Below are 23,873 nucleotides of genomic sequence, written 5' to 3'. Positions count from 1 at the left end.
AACCTTATATTTTTTGATTCTATATGCGCTGTATTACCAGCCGTTTATTTATTGGATAACTTAAACACAAAACATTATGTTTCAGGATGACAAAACAATTAAAGTAGAAAGCCCGAAGAATGATATAAAAGGTGGCAAGGAACAGTTGAAGAAGGCTGCTAAGCAAAATATTACCGAGAAAGCCGAAACAAAATTAAATAAAGCGGGTGATAAGGTCAACAAAGCTGTGAAAACAGGGCAACAGGGTATAAGTGCTGTACAGGGAACAGACATGTTTATGAACCAGACTTTTGTACCCAACAACCCTTCTATCGTTGAAAATAAAGTGTGGGCCAAGCAGCCTACCTCAAAAATACATAATGCCGAAGCTATTCCTCAAAGTATTATTGCCGGTATCAACCGTGTGGTAAAGCTGGATATAGTAATTGAAGGACAGATGATAAAGCACTTCATGCATTTTAAACTGGTACAGAGTGCCGCTAAACATCATGAGTTTTGCCTGACACTGGCCCATGATACATTGGGAAGCGCAGAAAATCACAATTTGGAAAGTGCCCAGAACTTTTTAGGAAAAAGAATTACAGTAGTTTTCAAATATAAAGATATTGAGAAAGGGGCTGAGCGAAATTTTGTGGGAGTGGTAACCGAAGTAGGGTTCAGCCAGGAGAAAGGAAGCCTTGGAAATGTCGTTCTCAAAGGCTACAGTCCAACCGTACTTTTGGATGCGGCTCCCCATATTCAGAGTTTTGGAGGAAGCCAGCCGGTGAGCCTGAACAGTATTGCAGACCATGTGATCCGGGAAGGCCTTGGGCAGAATAAATTTGACTTCAGAGTAGATGCCCAGCATGGAAATGTTTCCTACAGTTCTCAATACGAAGAAACCCATTATAACTATCTCGCCAGAATGGCTGAAGCCTATGGTGAACAGTTTTATTATGATGGAGAAGTTTTACATTTTGGAAAGCTTCCCCCTCAGGAGAAACCGGTAAATCTTACCTATGGAAGCAGTGTGAGTGATATTGCAGTCAGAATGAAAGCACAGCACGTAAGTCCAAGCTTCTATGGCTACAACAGCAGTAAAAATGAAAAACTGACTGGTGGAAGTTCTAAGATCAATCATACGTCAGATATTGCCAGACGTGCTTATGAAATTTCAGAAAAAACCTTTACCACACCTTCTTTAAGAGTAGCTCCCATCAAAGCTTCATCTTTTATGGATATAGATGCTTCACAAAAAGGGACTGCCGGAAGTAAGGCATCAGAAGTTTTTATCACGTCAGGAACGACAACCGTACCTTTTCTGTATCCTGGATGTACAGCTGATATTGAAATGCGTAAAGCAGACAGTAATGATACCGCTTATTTTACCAAACTGATGATTATCGAAGCTACTCATGAAGTAGATGCAAGAGGCTATTATGATGGTAAATTTGAAGCGATTGCTGCAGATACAGGGTTTATCCCACGTCCTGAATTTGAAACACCAAGAGCAGAAGCCCAGTTTGCAAAGGTCATTGCCAATACAGATCCACAGAATCAGGGAAGAGTTCAAGTACAATTCGACTGGCAGAATGGTCCGGATATTACAGAATTTATCCGTGTGATGTCACCTGATGCAGGAAGCAGTGATAAAGTAAATAAAAACCGTGGTTTCATGTCCATTCCTGAAGTAGGTGATCAGGTAATTGTTAACTTCGTACACCAGCATCCTGACCGTCCGTTTGTAATGGGAGGCATGTTCCATGGTGGTATTGGCGGCGGCGGCGGAGCCGGCAATAATATTAAGAGCCTGAGCAGTAAAAGCGGACATATTATAGAATTGAATGATGGAGGCGGAATAACCATTAAGGATAAAAATAAAAATTCAGTTGTACTGAGCGGATCAGGAGATATTACGACAACCGTTAGCAATAATAGTACAGAAAAAGTAGGGGTAGATCACACAATTAATACAGGAAGTACCCATACCGTCAATGTTGGAAGCAAAGAAGGAGGAGGCTCTAATGCAGTATTTTCGATGGATAGCGGAGGAAATGTAAAAGTTACCTGTGATACCAATATCACTCTGGAAACCGGGAGCAGCTCAATTACAATGACTTCCACGGGAGATATTACAATAAAAGGGGTGAATGTAACAATAGAAGGTACCACCACCAAGATTATAGGAAATACGCTTACTGAAGTGGGCAAACCAAAAGGTACAACAGGGATGGTGGTTGATGGAAATGTGACTATAAAAGGGGGACAGGTTGATATTAATTAATAATGGGGTTTATAGAATATAAAATACAACGTGGAGATACGTTACAATCAATTGCTAAAGAGCAAGAAATCAGTGTAAAGGAATTGGTTGATTTCCATAATGAAAATTGTGGTATTACAAACGTTATTATTGCCAATACACTACCTATACATCTGAAATTTATTCTTTTAAAGAAAAAAATAAGTTTTGAGACTAATGGTGGGCGCGATTTTACAGAGCATGTATTGGATAAAATTACAAACAGAGAAGCCCGATACAGAACCAAGCAAATTAATGTTATTAAGCTGAATGATGTTATTAATGCCCATTCTGCAATCCAATGTGATTATTACCTTTCATTAGAAAATAAAGCGAATGAAGGAAGAGTAGCTACGGTAAAACTGGATGATAGTGTCTATAATTTTTATACACAGGGATCAGAAGAATTGGCTGACTTTATAAGAGCATCAGATACCGTAAAAAATACATTGGTGTATGCTTTAGATGATCAAGGAGTAACTAGAGACCTGCTGAATGAAGAAAGCCTTCAGCAGAATTGGCATCGGTTTAAAAAACAGCTTCCGATGAATAAATTTTTTCAGAAAACTCCATCTGAAGTATTGGAACAGATTATCAATGCCGGGAATATCGAATATAATTCAAAAAGCCTTTTGTTGAGAAACAGCAATTCTAACCTTTTTAATAAAATTATATTCAGTCAGTATTTAACAAGGTCTTTTGAAAACTTTGAGCAGGAGCATTTCGAAACCGAATCTCATTTTTTTCCGCAAATTTCATTTAAAGTAGATTTTGAAACGATAAAGAAAAGTGAAGACGATTCTGTTATAAATTACACAAAAAAGGGAAAACCCCGGTTTGTGGATATAGATAAGATGATATTACTGTATGAGAAATTTTACAGGCCTCAGATAGAGTTTAAGTTTACAGATTATATTTATAATATAGAAATAGATTTTTCTGTATCTAAAGTGGATGGTTTAATTAATGAAGCTTCTGTAAATTTAAGCGAGAGGATCAAGAATAATATGGAATCTCAGGTATTGTATGAACTTAAAAAAGTAGAGTTATGAAAGGGTACGTTGAGGAAGGAGCATGGCTATCCTGTACTTTCGATTTAGCCGGAACTCCGCAGCAGTTACAAAGGCATTTAGATAAAGAAGACAATAAAGTACAATATTCTGTGGGAAAACGTTTGCTCACAGAATTAGATAAAAATACAAAAGAATGCTTCAAATGTAAGTCTCCTGCAAAATTTTGGGGTGGTATGCTGGCTTTTATTGGTGGCCTAGCAGTGGGAGCGGCTCTTGTATTGAGCGGCCCGGTGGGCTGGATTGCACTGGGGGCTATTGCTGCGGTAGCAATTGGAACAACTGTTGCTGTCATTACCCATGATTGCTCAGATAAACAGAAAGGCGGAACTTGGAAACCTCTTCACGATTCAGTTAGGATTAAAAAAAATAAACCGTTATTATATAATTTTTCAGTTCTAACCTGCAAAGAAGGTGGATTATTAATTGCATCTGAAACTGAGAGGGCTGCCCAAAAGGTTTCTGATTCTATGAAATATAATGCAAGGCAAGAATTAGCTGTACAATTATTATCACAGGCTGTATATGGATTTGCAACAGGATATACTTCTGCAAATGCTCCGGTAGCTATTTATAATGCTGTAGCTGGCTCAGGAATTTATGCTGTAGGAGAAAAGAATACACCTTTTGGATGGACACTTGGTGGGTTAAAACTATATGGTCCTGATAAATATATAGGACTGATTGCTTCAAGTAATAAAAATTTGGTAGGGGCGGCTTTTGCCAAAGATTTTTTTTATGGAAAATCTGGATTTATTGCTGGATTTGGAGTTACAGTAGTTTGTGCTGTTGCTGACTATTTTGTAAATCAATTAGAAAGTGCATTAGAAAGTAAAAATGCTGCCATAGTAAAAGGAATTTCTGATTCTGATACAGGTGAATCAGGAAAAAAAATTATAGCACAAAATTATTAATTAATATAGATGATTACACTTAATAAACTTCGTATTTTATTTGCGATCAGCATTGTTTTACTAATAATTTTCAGAATTATTATTCCGGGGTATCAGGAAATAAAGAGAGAAGGGAAAATTACAGATAAAGATATTCAGGAATACAAGAATAATTCAACGATTGTGAAAATTCTTAAATATGAAAGGCTCCCACAGAATGAAAGGACTGAAGTTTATTTTGATGGAACTCCTTTTGTGAAAAAAAATGGAAGAAAAGAATTCACAATAATTAAGGATGTGTCAACAGGGAAATTTTTTAAAATTGAGTTGTATCATCCACAAAGTCTTATGACAATTAGACCTAATCGGGATAATCTTTGGCTTAAAGTGAATAATGAAGAGTTAAAAAGTAAAAAAGGAACTTTAAATGAGCCTATTATTGCATTGCGATATGGTTTAGGTACTGATGAAAATAATTATGTACCTCAGGCAGAGTATGATTATAATGTTAAAGAATATCTTACTTATAAAAACTATACACCTCCTTCAAAAGATTTTACCTATTATTTGATAATGGCTTGGGTATTTATAACCATTGCTGGCTTTTCAATTACTACAGGATTATCTGTACGAAAAGAAAGGGCTGAAAAGCAGGCTACTGAACCTACAGTAATCAAAGATAAAGATAGGTCTTTATAACTATGCTTAATAAACTTCGTATTTTATTTGCGATCAGCATCGTATTACTTATAATTTTCAAAATTATCATTCCAGGGTATCAGGAAATAAAGAGAGAAGGGAAAATCACAGATAAAGATGTTCAGGAATACAAGAATAATTCAAAAATTGTAAAGATTCCTAATTATGAAAGACTCCCGCAAGATAAAAGGTCTGAAGTTTATTTTGATGGAACTCCTTTTGTGAAAAAAAATGGAAGAAAGAGAATCGCACTAATCAAAGATTTGTCTACAGGTAAAATTTTTAAAATTGAATTATATCATTCGCAAAGTATTATAACAATTAATCCTAATCATAAAGATTTTTGGTTGAAAGTGAATAATGAAGAGTTAAAAAGTAAACAGGGAACTTTAAATGAACCAATTATAGCTTTAAGATATGGGTTAGATCCTGATGAAAATAATTTTGTTCCACAAGAGAAATATGATTACAGTGTTAGAGAATATCTCACTTATAGAAACTATACACCTCCTTCAAAAGATTTTATTTATTATTTGACAATGATTTGGACATTTGTAACAATCGCTGGCTTTTCAATTACCACAGGACTATCTATACGAAAAGAAAGGGCTGAAAAGCAGGCTGCTGAATCTACTGTAATCAAAGATAAAGACAGGTCTTTATAACTATGCTTAATAAACTTCGTATTTTATTCGCAATCAGCATTGTTTTACTAATAATTTTCAGAATTATTATTCCGGGGTATCAGGAAATAAAGAGAGAAGGGAAAATTACGGATAAAGATATTCAGGAATACAAGAATAATTTCACCTTAAAAGACTTCATAATTATACATGGTAAATGACCAAAAAGAAATTTGAAATAACCGGGGTTACTTTGAAAACTGAATGGAAAATCAGTTTTTTATTCGGAATATGTTTCATCTTTATATGGGCAGTGTCCATTTACTTTTATTACACTTTTAATCATTTGGAAAGTATAACCCATATACCTTTTTATATTTTCTTTTGTGCCATGTTTTTAGGATTTGCATGGGGATTATTGATCCATATTTTTAAAAAAATTGCTTGAAAAAAGATGGAACTGTAAAACAATCTCCGTTAGGAACAGTTAAATTAACTTATTTAAAAAAGTAAAATCATGAGTTCATATCTTCCTATTTTGGTAATGAAGCTTTACGTTTGGGAGCTCAGATTTATGATCAGGATGCTACCAATTCTATTAAAGTAATGTCTGAAAAATAATGAAAATTACGAAACGATGGGCTTTAGGTCTATCACTAAAGCCGATGGGAAAATTGAATGGTTTTACCATTTATTATAGGATATACTTTGGGAGCTAAGCAATATTAGCTTTACTTTTGGGGATATTTATTATAAAATGAAAAAAAGAAAAGAGTTCATCTTCAAAAACGTTTTACCTTTCCACATGATCTGGACGATATTGATTATCATTCCGTCCATGGCACTTTTTGGCACTTTGTATTATTTCTTATTGCAGGGTACCTTCAATTTCTCCTTTCTGATTCTCTTTGTATTGCTTTATTTTGGAACCTGCTATGTACTGCTGAAAGCGGTTTCTGTAGAGGTTACCCTATGGTTTGATGACCATAATTTCTATATTAAAAAAGGAAAACGAAATCCCGAACAATATGCAAAGACCGATATTGTTGGCTTTTATGCTCATGATTATGAAACAGTAACCCCGCAGTTACAGAGCTCAAAAATATATTTTACATTTAGTCTGAAAAACAATAAAAGTATCCATTTGTATGATGTGGAATATAAAAACCAATATGATGAAGGGAAAGGGGCAGAATTGGAAAAGTTTTTAAAAGAAGCCCAGAATGAACTGCAGTTTTCAAAAAAAGAAAAGAAGAATAATTATCAGAATATTTATTGGTATTCTAAAGATCAACTTTAAATGCTGAGTTTTTGTTCCAACCTGTGCAGCAAACTGTGAGAAAATCATTAACAAAAAAGACCGTTTTTTAAGTGTTTATTTCTCCTTATGGTGTAATAATATAGGCTTTTTGCATGCTTTTTAATTTTAATTAAAGTATTTATTTTGAGTTGTTTATAATTCGTTTTAACTCTAATGTCGTAGAATTACGACAAGAAATCGTAGAACTACTACAATTTTTCAGATTTAGGATTAAAAGCTTTTTTTTCAAAAACAACCGCTTTATATTTGTCATATAATTATTGAAACAACAAAATATTATTAACGATTAAAATTTACAATCATGGCAGAAAGAAACTCAAGAGGAATCTTAAAATTCAACAACGGTGAAGGACAAAAATTATTAAAGCTGAACTACAGCGTATCAAGATCTACAGACGTTTCAGGACGTGTAGCATCAGATCCTTCTAACGCACTTATCAAAGTTACAGTAGAAGCTACTGAAAAATCAGACATCCTTGAAAGCTTACTAAACGGAAAATATAAACCAACAGTAGGAGAAATCGTTTTCAACAAATCTCACGAAGAAGGAACATTGATCACTTTGAAGTGGGAAAACGGATATGTGATCCAGCACGAAGTAGATTTCGACGCTATCGACAGCAACAGTATGCTGATCAGCTTCGTTATCAGTGCAGAAGGAATTGACTACGGAACTTCTCGTTTCGATGGTTTATGGCCTTCAGCAGGTAAATAAGCTGTTTACACACTTAAAAAAACTAATGGAACAGTATGCTCACAGAGTATACTGTTTCGTTTTTATCATTATTTATACATCAATTTAACAAAAAATGTTCAGAAGAATTCTATTTATCATTGCTTTTGCAATGTCTTTTATCTCCCTACACGCACAAAACACTTCAACCCTGTATAAAGGAACAGTGAATGGGAAAATGCCTGTAACCCTGTTTATACAATCTGTAGAAAATGGCTGTGGCGGAGATCCTTTCTATAATGCTATGTACCGTTATGATAAAGTAAGCAATTGGCTCGAACTTAGTGTAACTGAAGGGGCGAAACAACAGTTTGCCATGGTAGAAGAAGGCTTTACCGGTCTGATGATTCTAAAAAAAGAAGGAGATATGATGAATGGAACCTGGATAAGCCCGGATGGTAAAAAGCAGATTCCTGTACAGCTGAAAAAAGTAACAGTAAGCAAGAAAGAAATGGAAAGCTACCAGGATAAGATGGAAAAGCTGAACTATGAAAACCATGATTGCTAGTTAGAAGTTAGAAGTTAGAAGTTAGAAGTTAGAAGTTAGAAGTTAGAAGTTAGAAGTTAGAAGTTGCGCGCAATTTATTGGCAATCATTGATGAAAGACGTACTCCATTCCCCTCCTCCGGAGGGGTGTCAAATCTGTGATTTGACGGGGTGGTTTAAATACCCACACCATTCCCACCATCCACTAAAATAAAAATTCCTACCTCTTTCCTACACTAAAGCTCAATACCACATTCCCACTATCTTCAAAAATAGACCGACAAATCAAATTGACGATTTGCCACAGACTTTTCTTCCGTCCCCATTCTCCAAAACTTTCAACTTTTCCTCCTATTTTCTTATATTTGTTCATTATAGATAATATGGACGCAACACAAGATAAAAGGCTGTTTCTCATCGATGCTTATGCGATGATTTTCAGAGGATATTACGCATTGATCAGGAATCCGAGAGTAACCAGCAAAGGACTGGATACTTCTGCCATCTTTGGTTTTACCAATTCTTTGATTGAATTGATCAGAAGAGAAAGACCTACCCATCTGGCAGTAGTTTTTGATGTGGGACAGGCCAGTGTAAGAACTGATGATTTTTCAGATTATAAAGCCAACAGAAGCGAAACTCCTGAAGCGATCAAAATTGCGGTGCCATACATCCACAAGATCCTGGAAGCTATGCATATTCCAATTCTTGGTGTAGAAGGATATGAAGCCGATGATGTCATAGGAACCATTGCCTGTAAAGCAGAAAAAGAAGGATATACCACTTTCATGGTGACTCCGGATAAAGACTTTGCACAGTTGGTGACAGACAAAATCAAAATTTATAAACCAGGTTTAAAAGGAGGGGATATAGAAATCCTTGGCGTAGAAGAAGTAAAAGCAAAATATGAGATCGAAGATCCTAAACAGGTCATTGATTTCCTTGCGATGATGGGCGATGCGGTAGATAATATTCCGGGACTGGAAGGCGTTGGAGAAAAAACGGCAATGAAATTCCTTAAAGAATTCGGAAACATTGAAACACTTCTTGCCAATACAGACAAACTGAAAGGAAAGCTTAAAGAAAAAGTGGAAGCTTCAGCAGAACGTGGTATTTTGTCCAAAAAACTGGCGACCATTATCTGTGATGCTCCGGTAGAATTCCACCAGGAACAATATGATCTTGAAACCCCTGATTTTGAAAAAGTAAAAGAGGTCTTTGATGAAATAGAGTTCAGAAGACTTTATGAAAACCTTTACAGAGCATTTGCTCCGGCTGCTACAGAAACAGTTGTAGCTAATGAAGCTGAGGTAAAACAGGCTCCTGCAGGAACAGAAACAAAAGGGCAGGTGATGCAGCTTGATCTTTTTGCCAATTTCGAAGAACTGGATCAGGCTACTTCTACAAAATCAACCATTGAGCACAACGATCACCTTTATCAGTTTATTGACAATCCAAAAGCTCAGAAAAAACTGGTAGATAACCTGATGCAACAAAGAGCTGTTTGTTTTGATACAGAAACCACCTCATTGAACGAGCTGGAAGCAGAACTTGTAGGAATGAGTTTCTCCTATAAAAAAGGACTGGCTTATTATATCCCTTTGTCTGAAGATAGAAATGAAGTTTTGCAGACCCTTGAGATTTTCAGACCCTTTTTTGAAAAAGAGGATTTACTGAAAATAGCTCACAATCTGAAATTCGATTATAAAATATTAAGACAGTACGACATCACTGTAAAAGGGGCTATGTTCGATACGATGATTGCCCATTATCTGTTGAATCCTGATGGAAGACACGGAATGGATTATCTTTCGGAGGTATACCTGAACTACAAACCGGTATCTATTGAAACCATCATCGGGAAAAAAGGAAAAAAACAGGGTACCTTCAGAGATGCAGACCTTAGAACACAGACAGATTATGCTGCAGAAGATGCAGATGTAACTTTCCAGCTGTATGAATTGTTTGCTCCACAATTGAAAAAGGAAAACCTGGAAGAACTTTTCTTCAATATAGAAATGCCGCTGATGGAAGTTTTGGCGAAAATGGAGCTGGCCGGAATTTCTCTGGATGAAAAATGGCTGGCACAGGAAAGTGTAGATCTTGAAAATGATCTGAAGCAATTGGAAACTACCATTTTTGAACTTTCAGGAGAAGAATTCAACATGAATTCCCCTAAACAGTTGGGTGAGATCCTGTTTGAAAAAATGCAGCTTGATCCAAAAGCGAAAAAGACCAAAACCGGACAATACGCAACCTCAGAAGATGTACTTCAAAAGTTGGTTTCAAAACACGAGATCATCAAATATATCCTGGAATACAGAACCTATCAGAAATTAAAATCAACCTATGTGGATGCATTGCCTTCACAGATTGAGAAAAAAGATGACAGGGTACATACCAATTTCTCACAGACTACGGCGGCTACAGGGCGTCTGGCGAGTGTAAACCCGAACCTGCAGAATATTCCGATCCGGACATTAAGAGGACAGCAGATCCGTGGAGCCTTTGTTTCAGGAGAAGGGAAGAAGATTATCTCCGCCGATTACTCACAGATTGAGCTTCGCCTTATTGCTGAGATCTCAGGAGAAGAAAATATGATCAAAGCCTTTCAGGATGGAGAAGATATTCACGCTTCTACAGCCGCAAAACTCTTTAAAATTCCTTTGGAAGAAGTTTCCAAAACCCAGAGAAGCCAGGCCAAAACCGTAAACTTCGGAATCATCTACGGACAAGGTGCTTTTGCTTTGGCAGAGCAGACCGGCTTATCCAGAACCGAAGCCAAGCAAATGATCGAAGCCTACTTTGAAACCTATCCGAAGCTGAAAGAATATATGGCAGAACAGGTGAACAAAGCACGTCAGGTTGGCTATGTAGAAACTATTTTAGGAAGAAAGCGTCATTTGAAAGATATTAATTCCAACAACTTTGTTGTAAGAGGTCACGCCGAAAGGAATGCTGTAAATGCTCCGGTTCAGGGAAGTGCAGCGGATATTGTAAAAATAGCAATGATCAAAATCGACAGAGAACTGGAAGAACAGCAGCTAAAAACTAAAATGTTACTTCAGGTTCATGACGAATTGGTATTTGAGGCTCCTGCCGATGAGGTGGAAGCCGCTTCAAAACTGATTAAAACCGAAATGGAAGGTGCTCTAAAGACACAGGTTCCTCTATTAGTAGAAATAGGAGTAGGGGATAACTGGCTGGAAGCACATTAATGATAAACATGCTATCAAAAATAAAATCAGGCTGCCTCGTACGAGGCAGCCTGATTTCTTTAGCCACTAATACACGAATAAAAGGATTCGTGCATGAGTGGCAATAAAATATTGAACACTTTATGATTTTATTAGCCGTATCATCGCAAGATCATCCGTAGGTTTTACTCCATATTGATGTTCCAGGGTTTTCATTTTTTTGTTGAGCATTTCTTCAGTCTCGTCATTTGATGAATCAAGCATTAAATATTCTGCAAAATTTATATTACCATCATAAGAAACTTTTTTGATTTTTGAAAAAGTAAGGATTCCGTCAGTTGCTATAGAGACGTCACTCATACGATCAAAAGAAATTTTCTGCTGTAGAGATTCATACCAGTGATCAAAATTTTTATGCAGATGATAGGCAAGATAATCAGGTTTATTATCACGGTCAAATTCTGTGATTTTTCCATTGATACAGACCACCCCGTCGCCAATAGCTATGATAACCCCTTTATCAGTTTTGGAATCGTAAACTAAAATGATTACAGTTGTTAGTAATTCTTTTTCATCCAGCATCAGATGATTCTTAATGGATAAAAGCTCTTCAAATAAACTTTTTACAATATCTCTAAGCTCTTCTTCCGGATTACGCTGAATCTCTTTTTCATACAATTCTCTATAACCGGCTTCAACAATGATTTTACGTAAAAGCTTTCCAACGAGTGTTGAGGCAAAATGACTGTCCATAGCAGTAGAACAGCCGTCCATCACAGTACAAACGATTTTATCAGCACTTATTTTTTTGATGAGCAGATCGTCTTCACAATGAAGAGTATGATACTCACCGATTTGTAATGAGGAATATATTTTCATAAATTTTTAGAAAAAACTGATGGTGTGTGTTATTGATCCGAAATAAACTGATCGATCTCTTTCTGCATTCTGAGTTTCCAGCCTTTCCCATTTCTTTTTTCAAGATAAGGATTTACTGCTTCGGTATACTTCTCTTGAGCTTTTTGGTCAATAGGATCGATGATGCAACCTGTATTTTTATAAGTTACCCCATATTTTCCCCGAATACGATCTATAAGCTGGATGGTTTCAGTATTAAAAACAGGTAATGAAAGTCCGCCTGAATATTGTATGGTTACCTTATCATTATTAATGTCCTTTTCTGCCTGTTGAAGGTAATGATTTTCTCTTTTAGCAATTTCCTTTTGTGTGTTCAGAAAGATCTCTGTAGATTGATAAGTGAGAAATAATGTAACAAGAATATTAATAATAGGAAAGACCCTTAGAAATTTAGATTTGAAATCTGATTCTTTAAAATTTAAGCTGCTGATCAGATAAGAAACCAAAGCCGTAATCGCAAATATTACAGCCAGGTATTCTAAACTACATTCCTGAATGATATAAAGGAGATCAAACCTCATAGGATAGTTCATCATATAGTATCCAAAGATATAAACGGCTGTTGTCAGCAGAATACAGATACTATTGATATAAACTAACCTCTTATTCATGTTGAGAAATGAAGCTAAAGTTTCCGTTATATTTTAAGTGGTGAATTCAATCTCACCCATATAATAAAGCTTGTTTTCTTCGCCGTCTACAGAAACAGGATTAGGAATGGCAAATCTGCTTGCAAAAATAATAGCGTTCACCGGGGTGTCCAGATTCATCTCATTCAGTCTGCTTTCAAGAATCGGAAGCCATTCGTCGGCATAAGAGTACTCGGAAAATTTTTCATAAAGCCCCAGATTTTCATCTTCAAAACCATATTCTATAAAATCATCATCAAACCACTTGATGCCTTGTGATTCTGCGAATTTTGAAACATATTGGTCCTCTGTTTCTTCGTCTATATAATAATTTTCATCCTCTTCTACAAAACTATAAAAGTCGTCTTCATTTGTAAAATACCCTAACCAGAAGTGTGAAATTTCTTTATCCATTGGAAAATATATTGAAAAGTTTAAATTTTTATTTGTTGATGCCAGGCACCAATGTCTATTGAGACTGTAATATTACGAAAGTTTTTCAGTCAAATAAAATCTTGTTATCCCCAAACAAAGTTGGATGATTCAATTTACGGATAAATTTTTTATTGTAATTTTATTCTCTGTTTAAATTGTAAAAAATGGATTTTCTTCAGGATCATTATGCTGTCAAAAACGAATTGCTGCTCATTCTTATTTCCGTCATTCTGGGATTATTTATTGGTGCTGAGCGTGAGTACCGAAATAAATCTGCCGGTTTAAGAACTTTTATTCTTGTTTGTTTTGGTGCCTGCCTGTTTACAATTCTTTCCATTAAAATAGGAGTGGCCAATCCGGACCGTCTTGCGGCCAATATCATTACCGGAATCGGCTTTTTGGGGGCAGGTGTGATTTTCAAAGGAGATAATAAAATTGAAGGAATTACTACAGCTACCACCATTTGGGCAACTGCTTCAATAGGAATGGCAGTAGGTTCGGGATACGTTTACTTTTCACTTCTGGGAACCGCTTTGGTGCTTATTGTTTTGAGCGCTTTAACGTACCTTCAGAATTTTATTGATAACTATAATAAAGTAAGAGAATACAGAATCACCATTACGACTGCAGATGATATAAAATATTGTGAAGATCTGTTCAAAAAACATCATTTAAAATATCTTATGCTTAAACAACTTTATTCGCAGGGAAGCCTAACTGTGGTCTGGAGACTTGTAGGAAACAATACCCATCATGAAGAAATGATCAGACGTATGGTGAATGATCCGAAAATTACAGCTTATCAGTTTTAATATAGCTTGACTCTCAAAAGGGAGATGACTCAAAAACCTGTTGAGCTTAGCTATAAAGCAAAAAAATAAAGGCCGAAGCCTTTATTTTCTATTTTTTCTTGAATACATACAGATCTTTGTTCGGACCGTCAATTTCTTTACCATCCATATCCAGCTGGATCAGCATGCCTTCACCTACCTTGTATTTATAATTGGCAGTTTTACCTTTCAAAGTGATGATACTTCCTGTAGTATCCCATGTAAAAGATCCCTTATCCTCATTCTTTGACTTTCTGTCGATATACTCTTCAGTAATGCTGAATGTTTTATCGTTATTCAGAGTTAGTGAAGTCTTGATTCCGGGGCAGTCAGCGCAAGGAACTGTAGCTTCATAAGTACCGTTCCAGTCCAGTGCATTTTCAGAAGTATCTTCCTGTGCACTCGTTACGACATGAGAAGTACTGTCTGTAGCAGTTGGTTTTGCAACAGCAGTAGAATCAGCCACAACATCGGCAGGTTCACCTACCTTTTTATCTTTTGCACACGAAGCAAGGAATAAAGCCGCTCCAATTCCCAGGATAAGCATTTTGTTTTTCATCATAATAATTAATTTAAGTAATGTTTTATTAAGTACCTGGTAGTAAACAAAAACTGAGCCAGAGGAGGGATTTTTAGAGTTGTAGGGTTAGAGAGTTAGAGAGTAGGAGTGTTGTAGAGTAAAGAGTAAAGAGTAAAGAGTAGCGGATTACACAGACAATATCTCAAGTCTCTCATCTCTTCGTCTATTATCTAATATCTAATATCTAATATCTGATGTCTGATGTCTGATGTCTGATGTCTATTATCAGCATCTCAATTCCACAAAAAAGCCTCTTCCAGCAACATTCCACCCCTTTTATTGAGCCCATTCCTATTTTTCTTCGTAAATTGGGGCAAAATTTTGATTATGACAAAAAAGATACTTTTATCTGTATTTCTTTTGCCAGCTGCAATGGCATTTGCACAACAATATGGAGGAATGTGGATTCCTACAGAGCTGAATGAAAAGGAAATGAAGGATTTGGGAATGAAGATTTCTGCTAAAGATATTTTCAACCCTCAGAAACCAAGCATAAAAGATGCAGTGGTACAGTTTAATGGCGGTTGTACTGCAGAGATCATCTCACCTAAAGGATTGCTATTGACCAATCACCACTGTGGATATGGTCAGATTCAGGCGCATTCTACCGTTCAGAACGACCTTCTTTCAAATGGTTTCTGGGCTAAAAATACACAGGGAGAACTTCCTAATCCAGGGGTAAAAGTAGATTTTATCGTAGATATAAAAGAAGTTACAGATCAGATCTTAGAAAGTACAGACAATCTTACAGAACCTGAACTGACTAAGAAGATCAACAATAATATTGAGGTTTACAAAAACTCTCAGAAAATTGAATCATATCAGTCGATCATGGTAAAGCCTATGTACTATGGAAACAAGTACTATGCTTACACCATTGAGACTTATAAAGATATTCGTCTGGTAGGAGCTCCGCCTCAAAGCATAGGGAAATTCGGTAGCGATACAGACAACTGGGTTTGGCCAAGACATACCGGAGATTTCTCAATGTTCAGAATCTATGCGGACAAGAACAATAAGCCTGCAGAATATTCAAAAGACAATGTTCCTTACGTTCCGAAGCACTACCTTCCGGTTTCTATCAAAGATAAGAACGAAAACGACTTTACTTTTGTATTCGGATTCCCGGGAAGAACCACAGAATACCTTCCGGCAGTTGCAGTAGAGAAGATCATGAAAGAAATTGATCCTGCAAGAATTGCCGTACGTGATGTTGCATTGAAAACATTAGATGAAAGAATGCGTGTAGATAATGAAACACGTATCAAATATGCTTCTAAGTATGCTTCAGTAGCCAACTATTGGAAAAAATGGATCGGTGAGGTAGAAGGGTTGAAAAAATCAAATGCAGTAGAGAAAAAAGTAATGTATGAAGGATCTTTGGTGGCTAAGAACCCTGAGATCAAGACTACTTTGGATCAGCTGAATAAATTTTACAATGACCAGGCGCCTTATGCATTAAACAATGCTTACTATACAGAAGTAGTAAAAAATGCTGAGACATTGAAACTTGCGGGAGACTATTATGATTTCATCGCTTCTGTGGAAGCAGGAAGAATGGATGATAAAGAGCTTACCAAATTAAAAACCAAGCTAACGTCTTTCTATAAGGATTACAGTGCAGAACTGGATGCAAAAGTGACGGCGAAACTATTGGCTTTATACGTTAATAAAACAGCTCCACAATTTTTACCGGCTGGTTTCAGTAAATATAAAGATGAAGCTCCAAACATGCCTGTTATAGAAGATATGTCTAAAAACTCTATTATTACAGGTAGAACCGCGGTAAACGGGGCTGCTTTGAATACAGATATTGAAAAAGCATTTTCTAATCAGGACAAGCTGATTAAAACTTTGAAAAAAGACCCTATCTATCAGCTGTATGTTACGATGAAAGAAACATATATGAAAACGGCTGATCCGCAATATACTTCACTTCAGGCGAAGATTGACGCTTTACAGAAGAAGTTTATGGCACAGCAGATGGAAACTGATAAAGAAAGAAAATTCTTCCCGGATGCCAACTCAACCCTTCGTGTAACCTATGGAAAAGTGAAAGGCTCAACTCCTAGAGATGCCGTTTCTTACGGGTACCAGACGCACCTGGCTGGAGTGATGGAGAAATATGTACCTGGTGATTATGAATTTGATGTTCCTAAAAAGCTGATTGACCTTTACAACAAAAAAGATTTCGGAATCTATAAAGACAAAACAGGGGATGTTCCTGTAGGATTCACAGCAACCAACCATACAACAGGAGGAAACTCAGGAAGCCCGGCACTGGATGCCAACGGAAACCTGGTAGGACTTAACTTCGACAGACAGTGGGAAGGAACTATGAGTGACATTAACTATGACCCGCGTTTCAGCAGAAACATCATGGTAGATACAAAATATATCCTTTTCATCGTTGAGAAGTTTGCTGATTCAAAGTGGCTTGTTGATGAAATGAAGATTATAAAATAATTTTTAAAAGTTATACCTTTAAGAATCTATTTGAACTGAGTTTTGAATAGATTCTTTTTTATTTTTAACAGGATGAAAGAAAGGATCATCAATGTGCTCGCTGCTCTTGAAACAGATAACATCGGAAAATCTTTTCCGCTGGATTACTGTCTGCCTCTTTATCATTCCGTTTCTGATAAGGATCTTCCCCATATCAGGAATGTGATCCGCTATAAAAATACCAGACAGTTTGAGGACGATCTGGATTATATGTCCCGGTATTTTCAGTTTGTGAACTGGCAGGAGTTTAAAGATTTCATGTCCGGAAACTTCAAACCCGGGAAAAAAATAGCCTTGCTTACTTTCGATGACGGATTCAGAGAATTTTATGATACCGTAGCTCCTGTTTTGGAACGAAAAGGGATTTATGCCTGTAATTTTGTCAATCCGGCCTTTATTGATAATAAAGATATGATGTTCAGATGCAAGGCCAGCCTGCTTATCGATGTTGTTGGGAAAATGAAGAAGATAGACCCGGAGGTATATAAGATACTCAACCTTCAGAATACTAATGGAGTAGAGGCTCTGCAACAACGGATGCTGGCGATCAGTTACCAGGAAAAGAATGTACTGGAGCTTCTTGCAGAGAGCCTTGAATTTGATTTCAAAGCGTATTCAAAAGAATTTCATCCTTATTTAAGTACCGGAGAATTAAAAACGCTTACCAGTAAAGGATTTGGAATCTCCTCACATAGCTGGGATCATCCAAAATACGGAGACCTTTCCTTAAAAGAGCAGATGAAAACTACAGATCAGACTTTTACTTATATGAAAGAAAATGGTTTTCTGTACGAAACTTTTGCATTTCCATTCACCGACTTTCAGGTAAAGAAGGATTTTTTCGATGAATTGTTTAAAAATGAGGAGATCTATTGCAGTTTTGGATGTGCCGGAGTAAAACTTGACAGTGTAGCAAGGAACTTTCAGAGAATTCCCATGGAAATGGGGGAGAGTGGAGAAAGGATCCTGAAAAAAGAAACGGCCTACTTCAGATTGAAAAAACTGATGAATAAAAACACCATTCTGAGAAAATGATACAACTGAAAACATTCAACAGAAAAGAACTGGAAGATTTTATATCGTCCGGAAGTTTTCAGCAATATGATTTTCTTCCCATTACCAGACACCGCGCGTTGTCTCATATCAGGAATCCTAAAGCAAGAGATGAAGATACGCTTCTTATTCTGGCTTTTTATGAAGAAAAACTCGTGGGATATGTAGGATGTTTCCCGGATAAATTTGATATTGATGGAAAAGAAATTCGTTACGCCTGGCTCAGTACCTTATATGTAAATCCGGAATTCAGGAAAGAAAGACCTGCAAAAAAACTACTGAAGAAAGTATTTGAAGAATATGGTGGAAGAATTGCCATTACAGAATTTACCAAGGAGGCAGAAGCACTTTATACCATTATGGGTGTTTTTGAATATGTCTTTCCAAAAGAAGGAAAACGCTACTATTTCAGAACAGATGCTGCAAAAATGATTCCTGAGAAAAAACCGGGAACAAAATCATTGAAGCCTATTTTCCATGCTTTGGATACTATGGCCAATTCTTTAATTTCCATAAAAAATATAAAAACAGGAAAACCGGACTTTCATTACGAAATTACTGACCATATTGATAAGGGAAGTACCGATTTTGTAGCCGAATTTTCCGGTGTGCGTCATGCAGAAGAAATCAATACATTGATAGAAAACCCTTGGGTATTGGAAGGTAAAAAAGAAGAAAAATATCTGTTTTCAAGCTTTGCAAAGGTCTTTCGGTTCTTTTGGGTGAAAATTTATGATCGGAACAAGAAGCTAAAGGCGTGTTTTCTGTTGCAGCTTAGGGATGGATACCTTAAAATACCTTACCTTTTTTCAGATACCGAACTGGATGAGGTGGTTGGCTTTTTAAACTATTTCATTGTCAAAAATAAAGTGAAAGGTTTTACCAGTTATCAAACAAAGCTTAATGAAGCTATTCAACGGTCAAAGACCTTCTCCAAAATCTACGAACGTGATTTCAAAAGGGAGTACCTTTTTCATCAACAACTGCTGAAAGAGCTTCCTGCGAACTTTGATCCCTACTATCAGGACGGAGACGGAGACTGTATGATGACGTAAACTGATCATCAATAATCATTGATAAAAATAAACCGCCCGATACACATATCAGGCGGTTCGTTTTTTTAGTGTCCGAAAATATCTTTCAGCTCTACTTCTGTAAAAGTTCCCATTTTATGAACAGCTTCCATATCCAGATTTTCTTTTTTCCCGATAATGGCGGTATTAAAATGTACAGATTTGATCTCCGTCTGATAAAACTGTCGGATGTCTTCAAACCTTAGATTCTTGATCTGCTCATAAATATCTTTTCTGAAATCATGCTCAATATTCAGTTTTTTCAACCTTAGTGTATTGAAAAATATATTATTACGGGTGATTCTTGTAGAGGCGATCTGCTTCAGTGCTGCATTTCTGGCGTTTTCAAACTGGATCGTTACCTCAGGAAGTTCATTCATCAGTTCATTCAGAGTATCTACAGCAATCATTAGCTTATCCGGCTGTGTTCCGATATAAGTGGTGACATAATCGGGGTGTTTCAGCTCCGAATTAGCAGCATAAGAAACGTAAGCAGAATAAGCAAGACTTTTACTTTCACGGATTTCCTGAAAAACAATAGAGGACAAGCCTCTTCCAAAATATTCATTGAATACGTTGATCTTTCCAAAATAATGAGGATTCACCGGATTACCCTTTCCGATTTTGCTCATTTCCATCTGCACCATATCATAATCGATAAAGTATACATTTCCACCCGTAGCCGGCTCCGGATACTGCTTAGGTTCCGGGATCTGAAGACTTGCGGTTTCCGTATATTTTCCAATATAGCCTTTGAAATTTTCAAAATCCTTTCCGTAGAAAAACAGCTGATACGGATATTTGAAAAGCTCTTTCATACGGTTGGTAAATACCTCTGGCTTGCTGCTTTCCAGTTCTTCTTTTGAAATGACATCCGTAAAACGGGAAGTGCTGCCTAGTTTGGTATAATTGGTTAAGGCAGTCATGATCCGGTTTTTATCTCTTTTGATGGCCTGGCGGTTTTCCAATACAGTACCTACAAACTGATTATATACATTCTGATCCGGCTGTACATCATGCATCCAATGCTGAAGAAGGGCAATTCCTTTTTCAATATTTTCTTCCAGACCGCTTAGAGAGATCAGTAACTGGTCATTGGATGTTTTAAAATCATTACTGATTCCAATTTTAAAGAATTCCTGCTTTAAATCTTCAGGAGAAAGCTGATCTGTTCCCAGATATTGAAGCAGTTGGGTTGAAATTCCCAAATCCCTGTCATGATCACTCCCGAAAGGAAAAATAAAATGCAGCTGAGCAATATCGTTGTATTTATTCTTAACGAAGCTTAATTTCTTTCCTTTAACAGCATCCGTAGTAATTTCTTTTTGATAATCGATAAACTCAGGCTTTATATCTTCCGTTTTATCAGCTAAAATCTCTTTTAAAAACTCTGACTGAGTATCACGGTTGATCTTTACCGGAGTGATACCAGGATTTTCAACTCTTAACAGTCTATCATTAATTCCTTTCTCTTTATTGACAATAACATAATTGTCTTTGAAAAAAGTATTGGCAAAATTGACAATATCTTCTTTGGTAAATCCTGCGTAGATCTCCATCTCATTCAGCTCCTGCTCCCAGGTTATTCCTTTTATATAAGAATCATAAAGAGTAGTAGCAAGACCTTCTGCCGTTTCAAGCCCCTTCATTCTCTGAAGTTTGAAGTCGTTGATGATCGCAGGAAGCATCCAGTCCGGGAAATCACCTTTCTTGATCATTTCAATTTCCTCCAGTACCATATTTTTGGCTTCCTCCAGTGTTTGGGTTTCTTTAGGAACAGCCACAATAGAAAAATAACCGTATTGTTTCAGACCTACAGAGAATGCCTGCGCCCAAAGCATCTTCTGAGTTTGATTGATATGCAGGTCCAATAGACCGGCTTCACCCCTGTTGCTTAGAATATTGGCAACCACATCAGCCAGCATAGCCTCTCTTGTTCCGTAGCTGTCTGTTCTCCAGGCCAACTGAACCCGTGGAGTAGTAGGGCTTTTTACCGTTCTCTCTACGATTTCTGTGATCGGTTTTTCGATAATAGGGGTCTTTTTAGGAAGCTCTTTATAAGGTAAAGCTCCAAAATATTGATCGATCAATTGAATGGTTTCTTCGAAATCAAGATCGCCTACCAAAACCATCGCATAATTATTAGGAACATAGTATTCATCAAAATACTTATGGATCGCTTTCATAGAAGGATTCTTCAGGTGCTCCGGATTTCCCAGTGTCGTCTGCTGACCATTAGGGTGTGTTGGGAAAAGGGCAGCCATCAGTTCATAGCTTACCAGTCTGGTATCATTATCCTGCGCTCTGTTGAATTCCTCATATACAGATTCCAGCTCAGTATGGAAAAGGCGGAGTACCATTTCAGAGAACCTTTCTTTCTCTATTTTCAGCCATTTTTCAAGCTCATTGTTCGGAATATTGTTTTTGTAAACCGTTTCGTCAAACCAGGTATGGGCATTTGTTCCGGTAGCTCCCAGAGAAGAGATTGCTTTGTCGTATTCATTGGCAATAGCGTACTGGCTGGCTTCCTGAGAAATCTCGTCGATTTTTTTGTAAATCTCTTTTTTCTTTTCAACATCCTGTTCAGCTTTATGCTCTTCATATAATGCTGAGATCTGATCCAGAAGTTCCTTTTCTTTTTCCCAGTTTTGAGTACCGATTTTAGAAGTTCCTTTGAACATCATATGCTCAAGATAGTGAGCCAGCCCGGTGTTATCTGCCGGATCATTATTGCTTCCTGTTCTTACCGGGATGAAGGTCTGAATTCTTGGTGCATCAAAATTTTGGGCAAGAAAAACTTTAAGCCCGTTTTTCAATGTATAAGTTCTGACTTTATTTTCATCGTGGGTAATGGTGGTATATTCGTAATCGTTAGAATCAGTGTGAACCGTTTCTTTATATTTTGTGTCTGTCATATATAAAACTCATTTCATTCCTTAAAAATCCGGAATGTGATACAAATGTAAGGAATCATAAAAATCTTTTCTTATTTTTATAACTATTCCATCTATTATAGTGATTGAAAATCAGAAAAAAATACCCATTTTAGAGAGGTTTTTTACAGTTTTTATTACTGATTAAAGGCTGGAAGAAAGACATGAAATTCTTCTCAAGGTCTTTGGCTAAAGCCACCGAACCCTATACATTAAGTTGAGAACTGTTATAATACATCAGGGTATCTTTGTAAAAAGGAACATTTTTAAAAACTTTACTTTGAGAAAGATCATAGAAGTATACATTTTTATTGTCAGCTTCCAGTTTTTTCAAAGCTTCTGTATTCTCTTCTTAAAAATGAGCGGTGAATTTTCTTGAAGTCTCTTGATATAATCTCTGTTAATTTTTATAGGGTCATGGTCAATAGTAGGATAAGTTTCGAATACAATTAGTTTTTGATCCGGCTGCAAACTATGGGCTATCCTTTCCACAGATTGATAGACCGATTTAGGACTGATGAAAGAAGAACAGTTGATCATGATGATCTTATTTTCTTTGATATGCTGTTCCGTAAAATCTGCGTGCAGCTGGGAAGCATCATAGAACTTCATTCCGTAAGAGTCAATCTCGCTTCTTTTTATTCCTTTTAATGAGATAATACCATCCGTAGTTACGGGGGGAATGAAAAATGATTTTTTTGACCAATGTAATTTAAAAATGGTTTAATAGAAAGGGCGTGACTGTCCCCTATAAGCAGTATTTTTCCATCTACAGCTTTTTTATCTCCAAAAACTTCAATTCTATTCTGATTATGAGAATTTAAACCAAATGTCTAGAAGTACATACTTCTGGAATTTTATTTATTTCAGTAACTTTGGGAAGGAACAGGGTAAGAACAGCCAATACTGCAGATCCAGAAACAATATAACGGAAAAATAAAGGAGTACTTTTCTTTCTGAAATAGTTTTTAATAACGCGATATGAAAACCATGCTAAAACCGCCGTCATAACACAAATAAAAGCAATTTCACCGGAGCTCAGTTGGTAACCATTACTATAATGTATTATAATATCCATTCACTAGGAACGGGGTTTAGCCCGTTCACATAAAATATCATCTTCCATTGGCTTTAGCCAAAACTTAGAAATATTCATTACCCCAGGCACCCATTTCCACAGTCTTTATCATGCCGTAGGCATCTCAACAAAGCTTTCCAGGTTACTATATGAATAGAAAATTCAAAAAACATACTATATAATAGGTGTAATTTTTATTATGTATCCACTGCATACACTATATATGCACTCCAAAAATCCCTTTCAAACTCTCATTTCCCTCCAATTTCCAGATTCTTCAATATCTTATCCCAAACCCTCAAACATTTGTTTAAAATTTTTCCCACTCCTTCTCAGACGTTTACGCTAAAATATTACCCGAATATAAACTTTATGTTAAATAAACTTGTTTTGCTTAGTATAATGTTGTTATCTTTGCCCCACTGAAAAACGAAAGAGGATCAGTAAGCGCAGAAGAGCTTTTAGATAAGCAGAAACGATATACTCTAAAGAAGAGACGAACGAAAAAAAACTTTAAATTTTTAATCAATAAAAGT

At 36.4% G+C, this 23,873-nt stretch carries 21 protein-coding genes; 13 read left to right on the top strand and 8 right to left on the bottom strand.

The genetic code is table 11. The features are described from left to right. The first annotated feature begins 76 nt into the window (after nucleotides 1-76). From AC106K_RS16780 to polA, 9 genes are all read left to right on the top strand, one after another. Nucleotides 77-2,263, top strand: coding sequence for a type VI secretion system Vgr family protein (locus AC106K_RS16780; RefSeq protein ID WP_482446618.1), 2,187 nt, complete (start codon nucleotides 77-79; stop codon nucleotides 2,261-2,263). A 2-nt stretch (nucleotides 2,264-2,265) separates the two neighbouring features. Next, nucleotides 2,266-3,333 carry a LysM peptidoglycan-binding domain-containing protein gene (locus tag AC106K_RS16775; RefSeq protein ID WP_482446617.1) on the top strand — a complete coding sequence of 356 codons (1,068 nt, stop codon included), beginning with the start codon at nucleotides 2,266-2,268 and terminating at the stop codon, nucleotides 3,331-3,333. Beyond that, complete coding sequence (locus AC106K_RS16770; protein ID WP_482446616.1) at nucleotides 3,330-4,265, top strand: hypothetical protein; 936 nt, start codon at nucleotides 3,330-3,332, stop codon at nucleotides 4,263-4,265. Before AC106K_RS16775 ends, AC106K_RS16770 begins: the two co-directional genes overlap by 4 nt. Nucleotides 4,266-4,274: 9 nt before the next feature. Beyond that, nucleotides 4,275-4,943, top strand: a complete 669-nt coding sequence (locus AC106K_RS16765; RefSeq protein ID WP_482446615.1) for a hypothetical protein — start codon at nucleotides 4,275-4,277, stop codon at nucleotides 4,941-4,943. Nucleotides 4,944-4,945: 2 nt separating this feature from the next. Beyond that, complete coding sequence (locus tag AC106K_RS16760) at nucleotides 4,946-5,608, top strand: hypothetical protein (protein WP_482446614.1); 663 nt, start codon at nucleotides 4,946-4,948, stop codon at nucleotides 5,606-5,608. 715 nt (nucleotides 5,609-6,323) lie between these two features. Beyond that, nucleotides 6,324-6,866, top strand: coding sequence for a hypothetical protein (locus AC106K_RS16755; protein WP_482446613.1), 543 nt, complete (start codon nucleotides 6,324-6,326; stop codon nucleotides 6,864-6,866). Between the two features lie 322 nt (nucleotides 6,867-7,188). Then, nucleotides 7,189-7,602: a type VI secretion system tube protein TssD gene (gene tssD / locus AC106K_RS16750; protein ID WP_482446612.1), complete on the top strand. Its 414-nt coding sequence runs from the start codon at nucleotides 7,189-7,191 to the stop codon at nucleotides 7,600-7,602. A gap of 94 nt (nucleotides 7,603-7,696) precedes the next feature. Beyond that, the gene (locus AC106K_RS16745) at nucleotides 7,697-8,128 is read left to right on the top strand and encodes a hypothetical protein (RefSeq protein ID WP_482446611.1); all 432 of its coding nucleotides are present in this window, start codon (nucleotides 7,697-7,699) and stop codon (nucleotides 8,126-8,128) included. A 361-nt stretch (nucleotides 8,129-8,489) separates the two neighbouring features. After that, entirely contained in the window at nucleotides 8,490-11,324 is a 2,835-nt protein-coding gene (gene polA, locus AC106K_RS16740; RefSeq protein WP_482446610.1) for a DNA polymerase I, read from the top strand. 120 nt (nucleotides 11,325-11,444) lie between these two features. On the opposite strand, the gene AC106K_RS16735 is transcribed toward polA, so the two are convergent. From AC106K_RS16735 to AC106K_RS16725, 3 genes are read right to left on the bottom strand one after another with little or no spacing between them, the layout of a single operon-like run. Beyond that, nucleotides 11,445-12,182: a protein phosphatase 2C domain-containing protein gene (locus tag AC106K_RS16735; RefSeq protein ID WP_482446609.1), complete on the bottom strand. Its 738-nt coding sequence runs from the start codon at nucleotides 12,180-12,182 to the stop codon at nucleotides 11,445-11,447. 29 nt (nucleotides 12,183-12,211) lie between these two features. Then, a complete protein-coding gene (locus AC106K_RS16730; protein WP_482446608.1) occupies nucleotides 12,212-12,832 on the bottom strand; it encodes an FEKKY domain-containing protein in 621 nt (206 codons plus the stop codon). 33 nt (nucleotides 12,833-12,865) lie between these two features. Then, complete coding sequence (locus AC106K_RS16725) at nucleotides 12,866-13,264, bottom strand: immunity 22 family protein (RefSeq protein ID WP_482446607.1); 399 nt, start codon at nucleotides 13,262-13,264, stop codon at nucleotides 12,866-12,868. Nucleotides 13,265-13,449: 185 nt separating this feature from the next. Between AC106K_RS16725 and AC106K_RS16720 the strand changes: the two genes are divergently transcribed. Next, nucleotides 13,450-14,097, top strand: a complete 648-nt coding sequence (locus tag AC106K_RS16720; protein ID WP_482446606.1) for an MgtC/SapB family protein — start codon at nucleotides 13,450-13,452, stop codon at nucleotides 14,095-14,097. A gap of 88 nt (nucleotides 14,098-14,185) precedes the next feature. Here AC106K_RS16720 and AC106K_RS16715 read toward each other — a convergent pair whose 3' ends face one another. Continuing rightward, complete coding sequence (locus AC106K_RS16715; RefSeq protein WP_482446605.1) at nucleotides 14,186-14,677, bottom strand: copper resistance protein NlpE; 492 nt, start codon at nucleotides 14,675-14,677, stop codon at nucleotides 14,186-14,188. 345 nt (nucleotides 14,678-15,022) lie between these two features. Here AC106K_RS16715 and AC106K_RS16710 point away from each other — a divergent pair, with 345 nt between their 5' ends. The 3 genes from AC106K_RS16710 to AC106K_RS16700 all read left to right on the top strand — a co-directional run bounded on the left by AC106K_RS16710 (nucleotide 15,023) and on the right by AC106K_RS16700 (nucleotide 19,308). Next, the gene (locus tag AC106K_RS16710) at nucleotides 15,023-17,161 is read left to right on the top strand and encodes a S46 family peptidase (RefSeq protein WP_482446604.1); all 2,139 of its coding nucleotides are present in this window, start codon (nucleotides 15,023-15,025) and stop codon (nucleotides 17,159-17,161) included. 72 nt (nucleotides 17,162-17,233) lie between these two features. Further along, nucleotides 17,234-18,235, top strand: a complete 1,002-nt coding sequence (locus AC106K_RS16705; protein ID WP_482446603.1) for a polysaccharide deacetylase family protein — start codon at nucleotides 17,234-17,236, stop codon at nucleotides 18,233-18,235. Next, nucleotides 18,232-19,308 (top strand): GNAT family N-acetyltransferase, encoded by a 1,077-nt coding sequence (locus AC106K_RS16700; RefSeq protein ID WP_482446602.1) that lies wholly within the window; start codon nucleotides 18,232-18,234, stop codon nucleotides 19,306-19,308. Before AC106K_RS16705 ends, AC106K_RS16700 begins: the two co-directional genes overlap by 4 nt. A gap of 65 nt (nucleotides 19,309-19,373) precedes the next feature. On the opposite strand, the gene AC106K_RS16695 is transcribed toward AC106K_RS16700, so the two are convergent. The 4 genes from AC106K_RS16695 to AC106K_RS16680 all read right to left on the bottom strand — a co-directional run bounded on the left by AC106K_RS16695 (nucleotide 19,374) and on the right by AC106K_RS16680 (nucleotide 23,337). Then, complete coding sequence (locus AC106K_RS16695; RefSeq protein WP_482446601.1) at nucleotides 19,374-22,241, bottom strand: M16 family metallopeptidase; 2,868 nt, start codon at nucleotides 22,239-22,241, stop codon at nucleotides 19,374-19,376. A gap of 223 nt (nucleotides 22,242-22,464) precedes the next feature. Continuing rightward, nucleotides 22,465-22,593: a hypothetical protein gene (locus AC106K_RS16690; protein ID WP_482446600.1), complete on the bottom strand. Its 129-nt coding sequence runs from the start codon at nucleotides 22,591-22,593 to the stop codon at nucleotides 22,465-22,467. Continuing rightward, the gene (locus tag AC106K_RS16685; RefSeq protein ID WP_482446599.1) at nucleotides 22,590-22,871 is read right to left on the bottom strand and encodes a hypothetical protein; all 282 of its coding nucleotides are present in this window, start codon (nucleotides 22,869-22,871) and stop codon (nucleotides 22,590-22,592) included. The genes AC106K_RS16690 and AC106K_RS16685 overlap by 4 nt, the downstream gene beginning before the upstream one ends. A 208-nt stretch (nucleotides 22,872-23,079) precedes the next feature. Continuing rightward, complete coding sequence (locus AC106K_RS16680; RefSeq protein WP_482446598.1) at nucleotides 23,080-23,337, bottom strand: hypothetical protein; 258 nt, start codon at nucleotides 23,335-23,337, stop codon at nucleotides 23,080-23,082. Nucleotides 23,338-23,873: the final 536 nt, after the last annotated feature.

Source organism: Chryseobacterium sp. FR048 (genome assembly GCF_056844665.1).
Note: the sequence above shows the minus strand (reverse complement) of the source record. Positions and strands in the feature narration are given on the sequence as shown.

What these genes read in the sequence shown, in the direction of transcription:
- AC106K_RS16780 (WP_482446618.1), top strand. Translation starts at nt 77, where the DNA reads ATGTTTCAGGATGACAAAACAATTAAAGTAGAAAGCCCGAAGAATGAT.
- AC106K_RS16680 (WP_482446598.1), bottom strand. Translation starts at nt 23,337, where the DNA reads ATGGATATTATAATACATTATAGTAATGGTTACCAACTGAGCTCCGGT.
- AC106K_RS16700 (WP_482446602.1), top strand. Translation starts at nt 18,232, where the DNA reads ATGATACAACTGAAAACATTCAACAGAAAAGAACTGGAAGATTTTATA.
- AC106K_RS16725 (WP_482446607.1), bottom strand. Translation starts at nt 13,264, where the DNA reads ATGGATAAAGAAATTTCACACTTCTGGTTAGGGTATTTTACAAATGAA.
- AC106K_RS16710 (WP_482446604.1), top strand. Translation starts at nt 15,023, where the DNA reads ATGACAAAAAAGATACTTTTATCTGTATTTCTTTTGCCAGCTGCAATG.
- AC106K_RS16765 (WP_482446615.1), top strand. Translation starts at nt 4,275, where the DNA reads ATGATTACACTTAATAAACTTCGTATTTTATTTGCGATCAGCATTGTT.
- AC106K_RS16760 (WP_482446614.1), top strand. Translation starts at nt 4,946, where the DNA reads ATGCTTAATAAACTTCGTATTTTATTTGCGATCAGCATCGTATTACTT.
- AC106K_RS16745 (WP_482446611.1), top strand. Translation starts at nt 7,697, where the DNA reads ATGTTCAGAAGAATTCTATTTATCATTGCTTTTGCAATGTCTTTTATC.
- AC106K_RS16730 (WP_482446608.1), bottom strand. Translation starts at nt 12,832, where the DNA reads ATGAATAAGAGGTTAGTTTATATCAATAGTATCTGTATTCTGCTGACA.
- AC106K_RS16735 (WP_482446609.1), bottom strand. Translation starts at nt 12,182, where the DNA reads ATGAAAATATATTCCTCATTACAAATCGGTGAGTATCATACTCTTCAT.
- AC106K_RS16705 (WP_482446603.1), top strand. Translation starts at nt 17,234, where the DNA reads ATGAAAGAAAGGATCATCAATGTGCTCGCTGCTCTTGAAACAGATAAC.
- tssD (WP_482446612.1), top strand. Translation starts at nt 7,189, where the DNA reads ATGGCAGAAAGAAACTCAAGAGGAATCTTAAAATTCAACAACGGTGAA.
- AC106K_RS16695 (WP_482446601.1), bottom strand. Translation starts at nt 22,241, where the DNA reads ATGACAGACACAAAATATAAAGAAACGGTTCACACTGATTCTAACGAT.
- AC106K_RS16720 (WP_482446606.1), top strand. Translation starts at nt 13,450, where the DNA reads ATGGATTTTCTTCAGGATCATTATGCTGTCAAAAACGAATTGCTGCTC.
- polA (WP_482446610.1), top strand. Translation starts at nt 8,490, where the DNA reads ATGGACGCAACACAAGATAAAAGGCTGTTTCTCATCGATGCTTATGCG.
- AC106K_RS16770 (WP_482446616.1), top strand. Translation starts at nt 3,330, where the DNA reads ATGAAAGGGTACGTTGAGGAAGGAGCATGGCTATCCTGTACTTTCGAT.
- AC106K_RS16755 (WP_482446613.1), top strand. Translation starts at nt 6,324, where the DNA reads ATGAAAAAAAGAAAAGAGTTCATCTTCAAAAACGTTTTACCTTTCCAC.
- AC106K_RS16685 (WP_482446599.1), bottom strand. Translation starts at nt 22,871, where the DNA reads ATGAAGTTCTATGATGCTTCCCAGCTGCACGCAGATTTTACGGAACAG.
- AC106K_RS16715 (WP_482446605.1), bottom strand. Translation starts at nt 14,677, where the DNA reads ATGATGAAAAACAAAATGCTTATCCTGGGAATTGGAGCGGCTTTATTC.
- AC106K_RS16775 (WP_482446617.1), top strand. Translation starts at nt 2,266, where the DNA reads ATGGGGTTTATAGAATATAAAATACAACGTGGAGATACGTTACAATCA.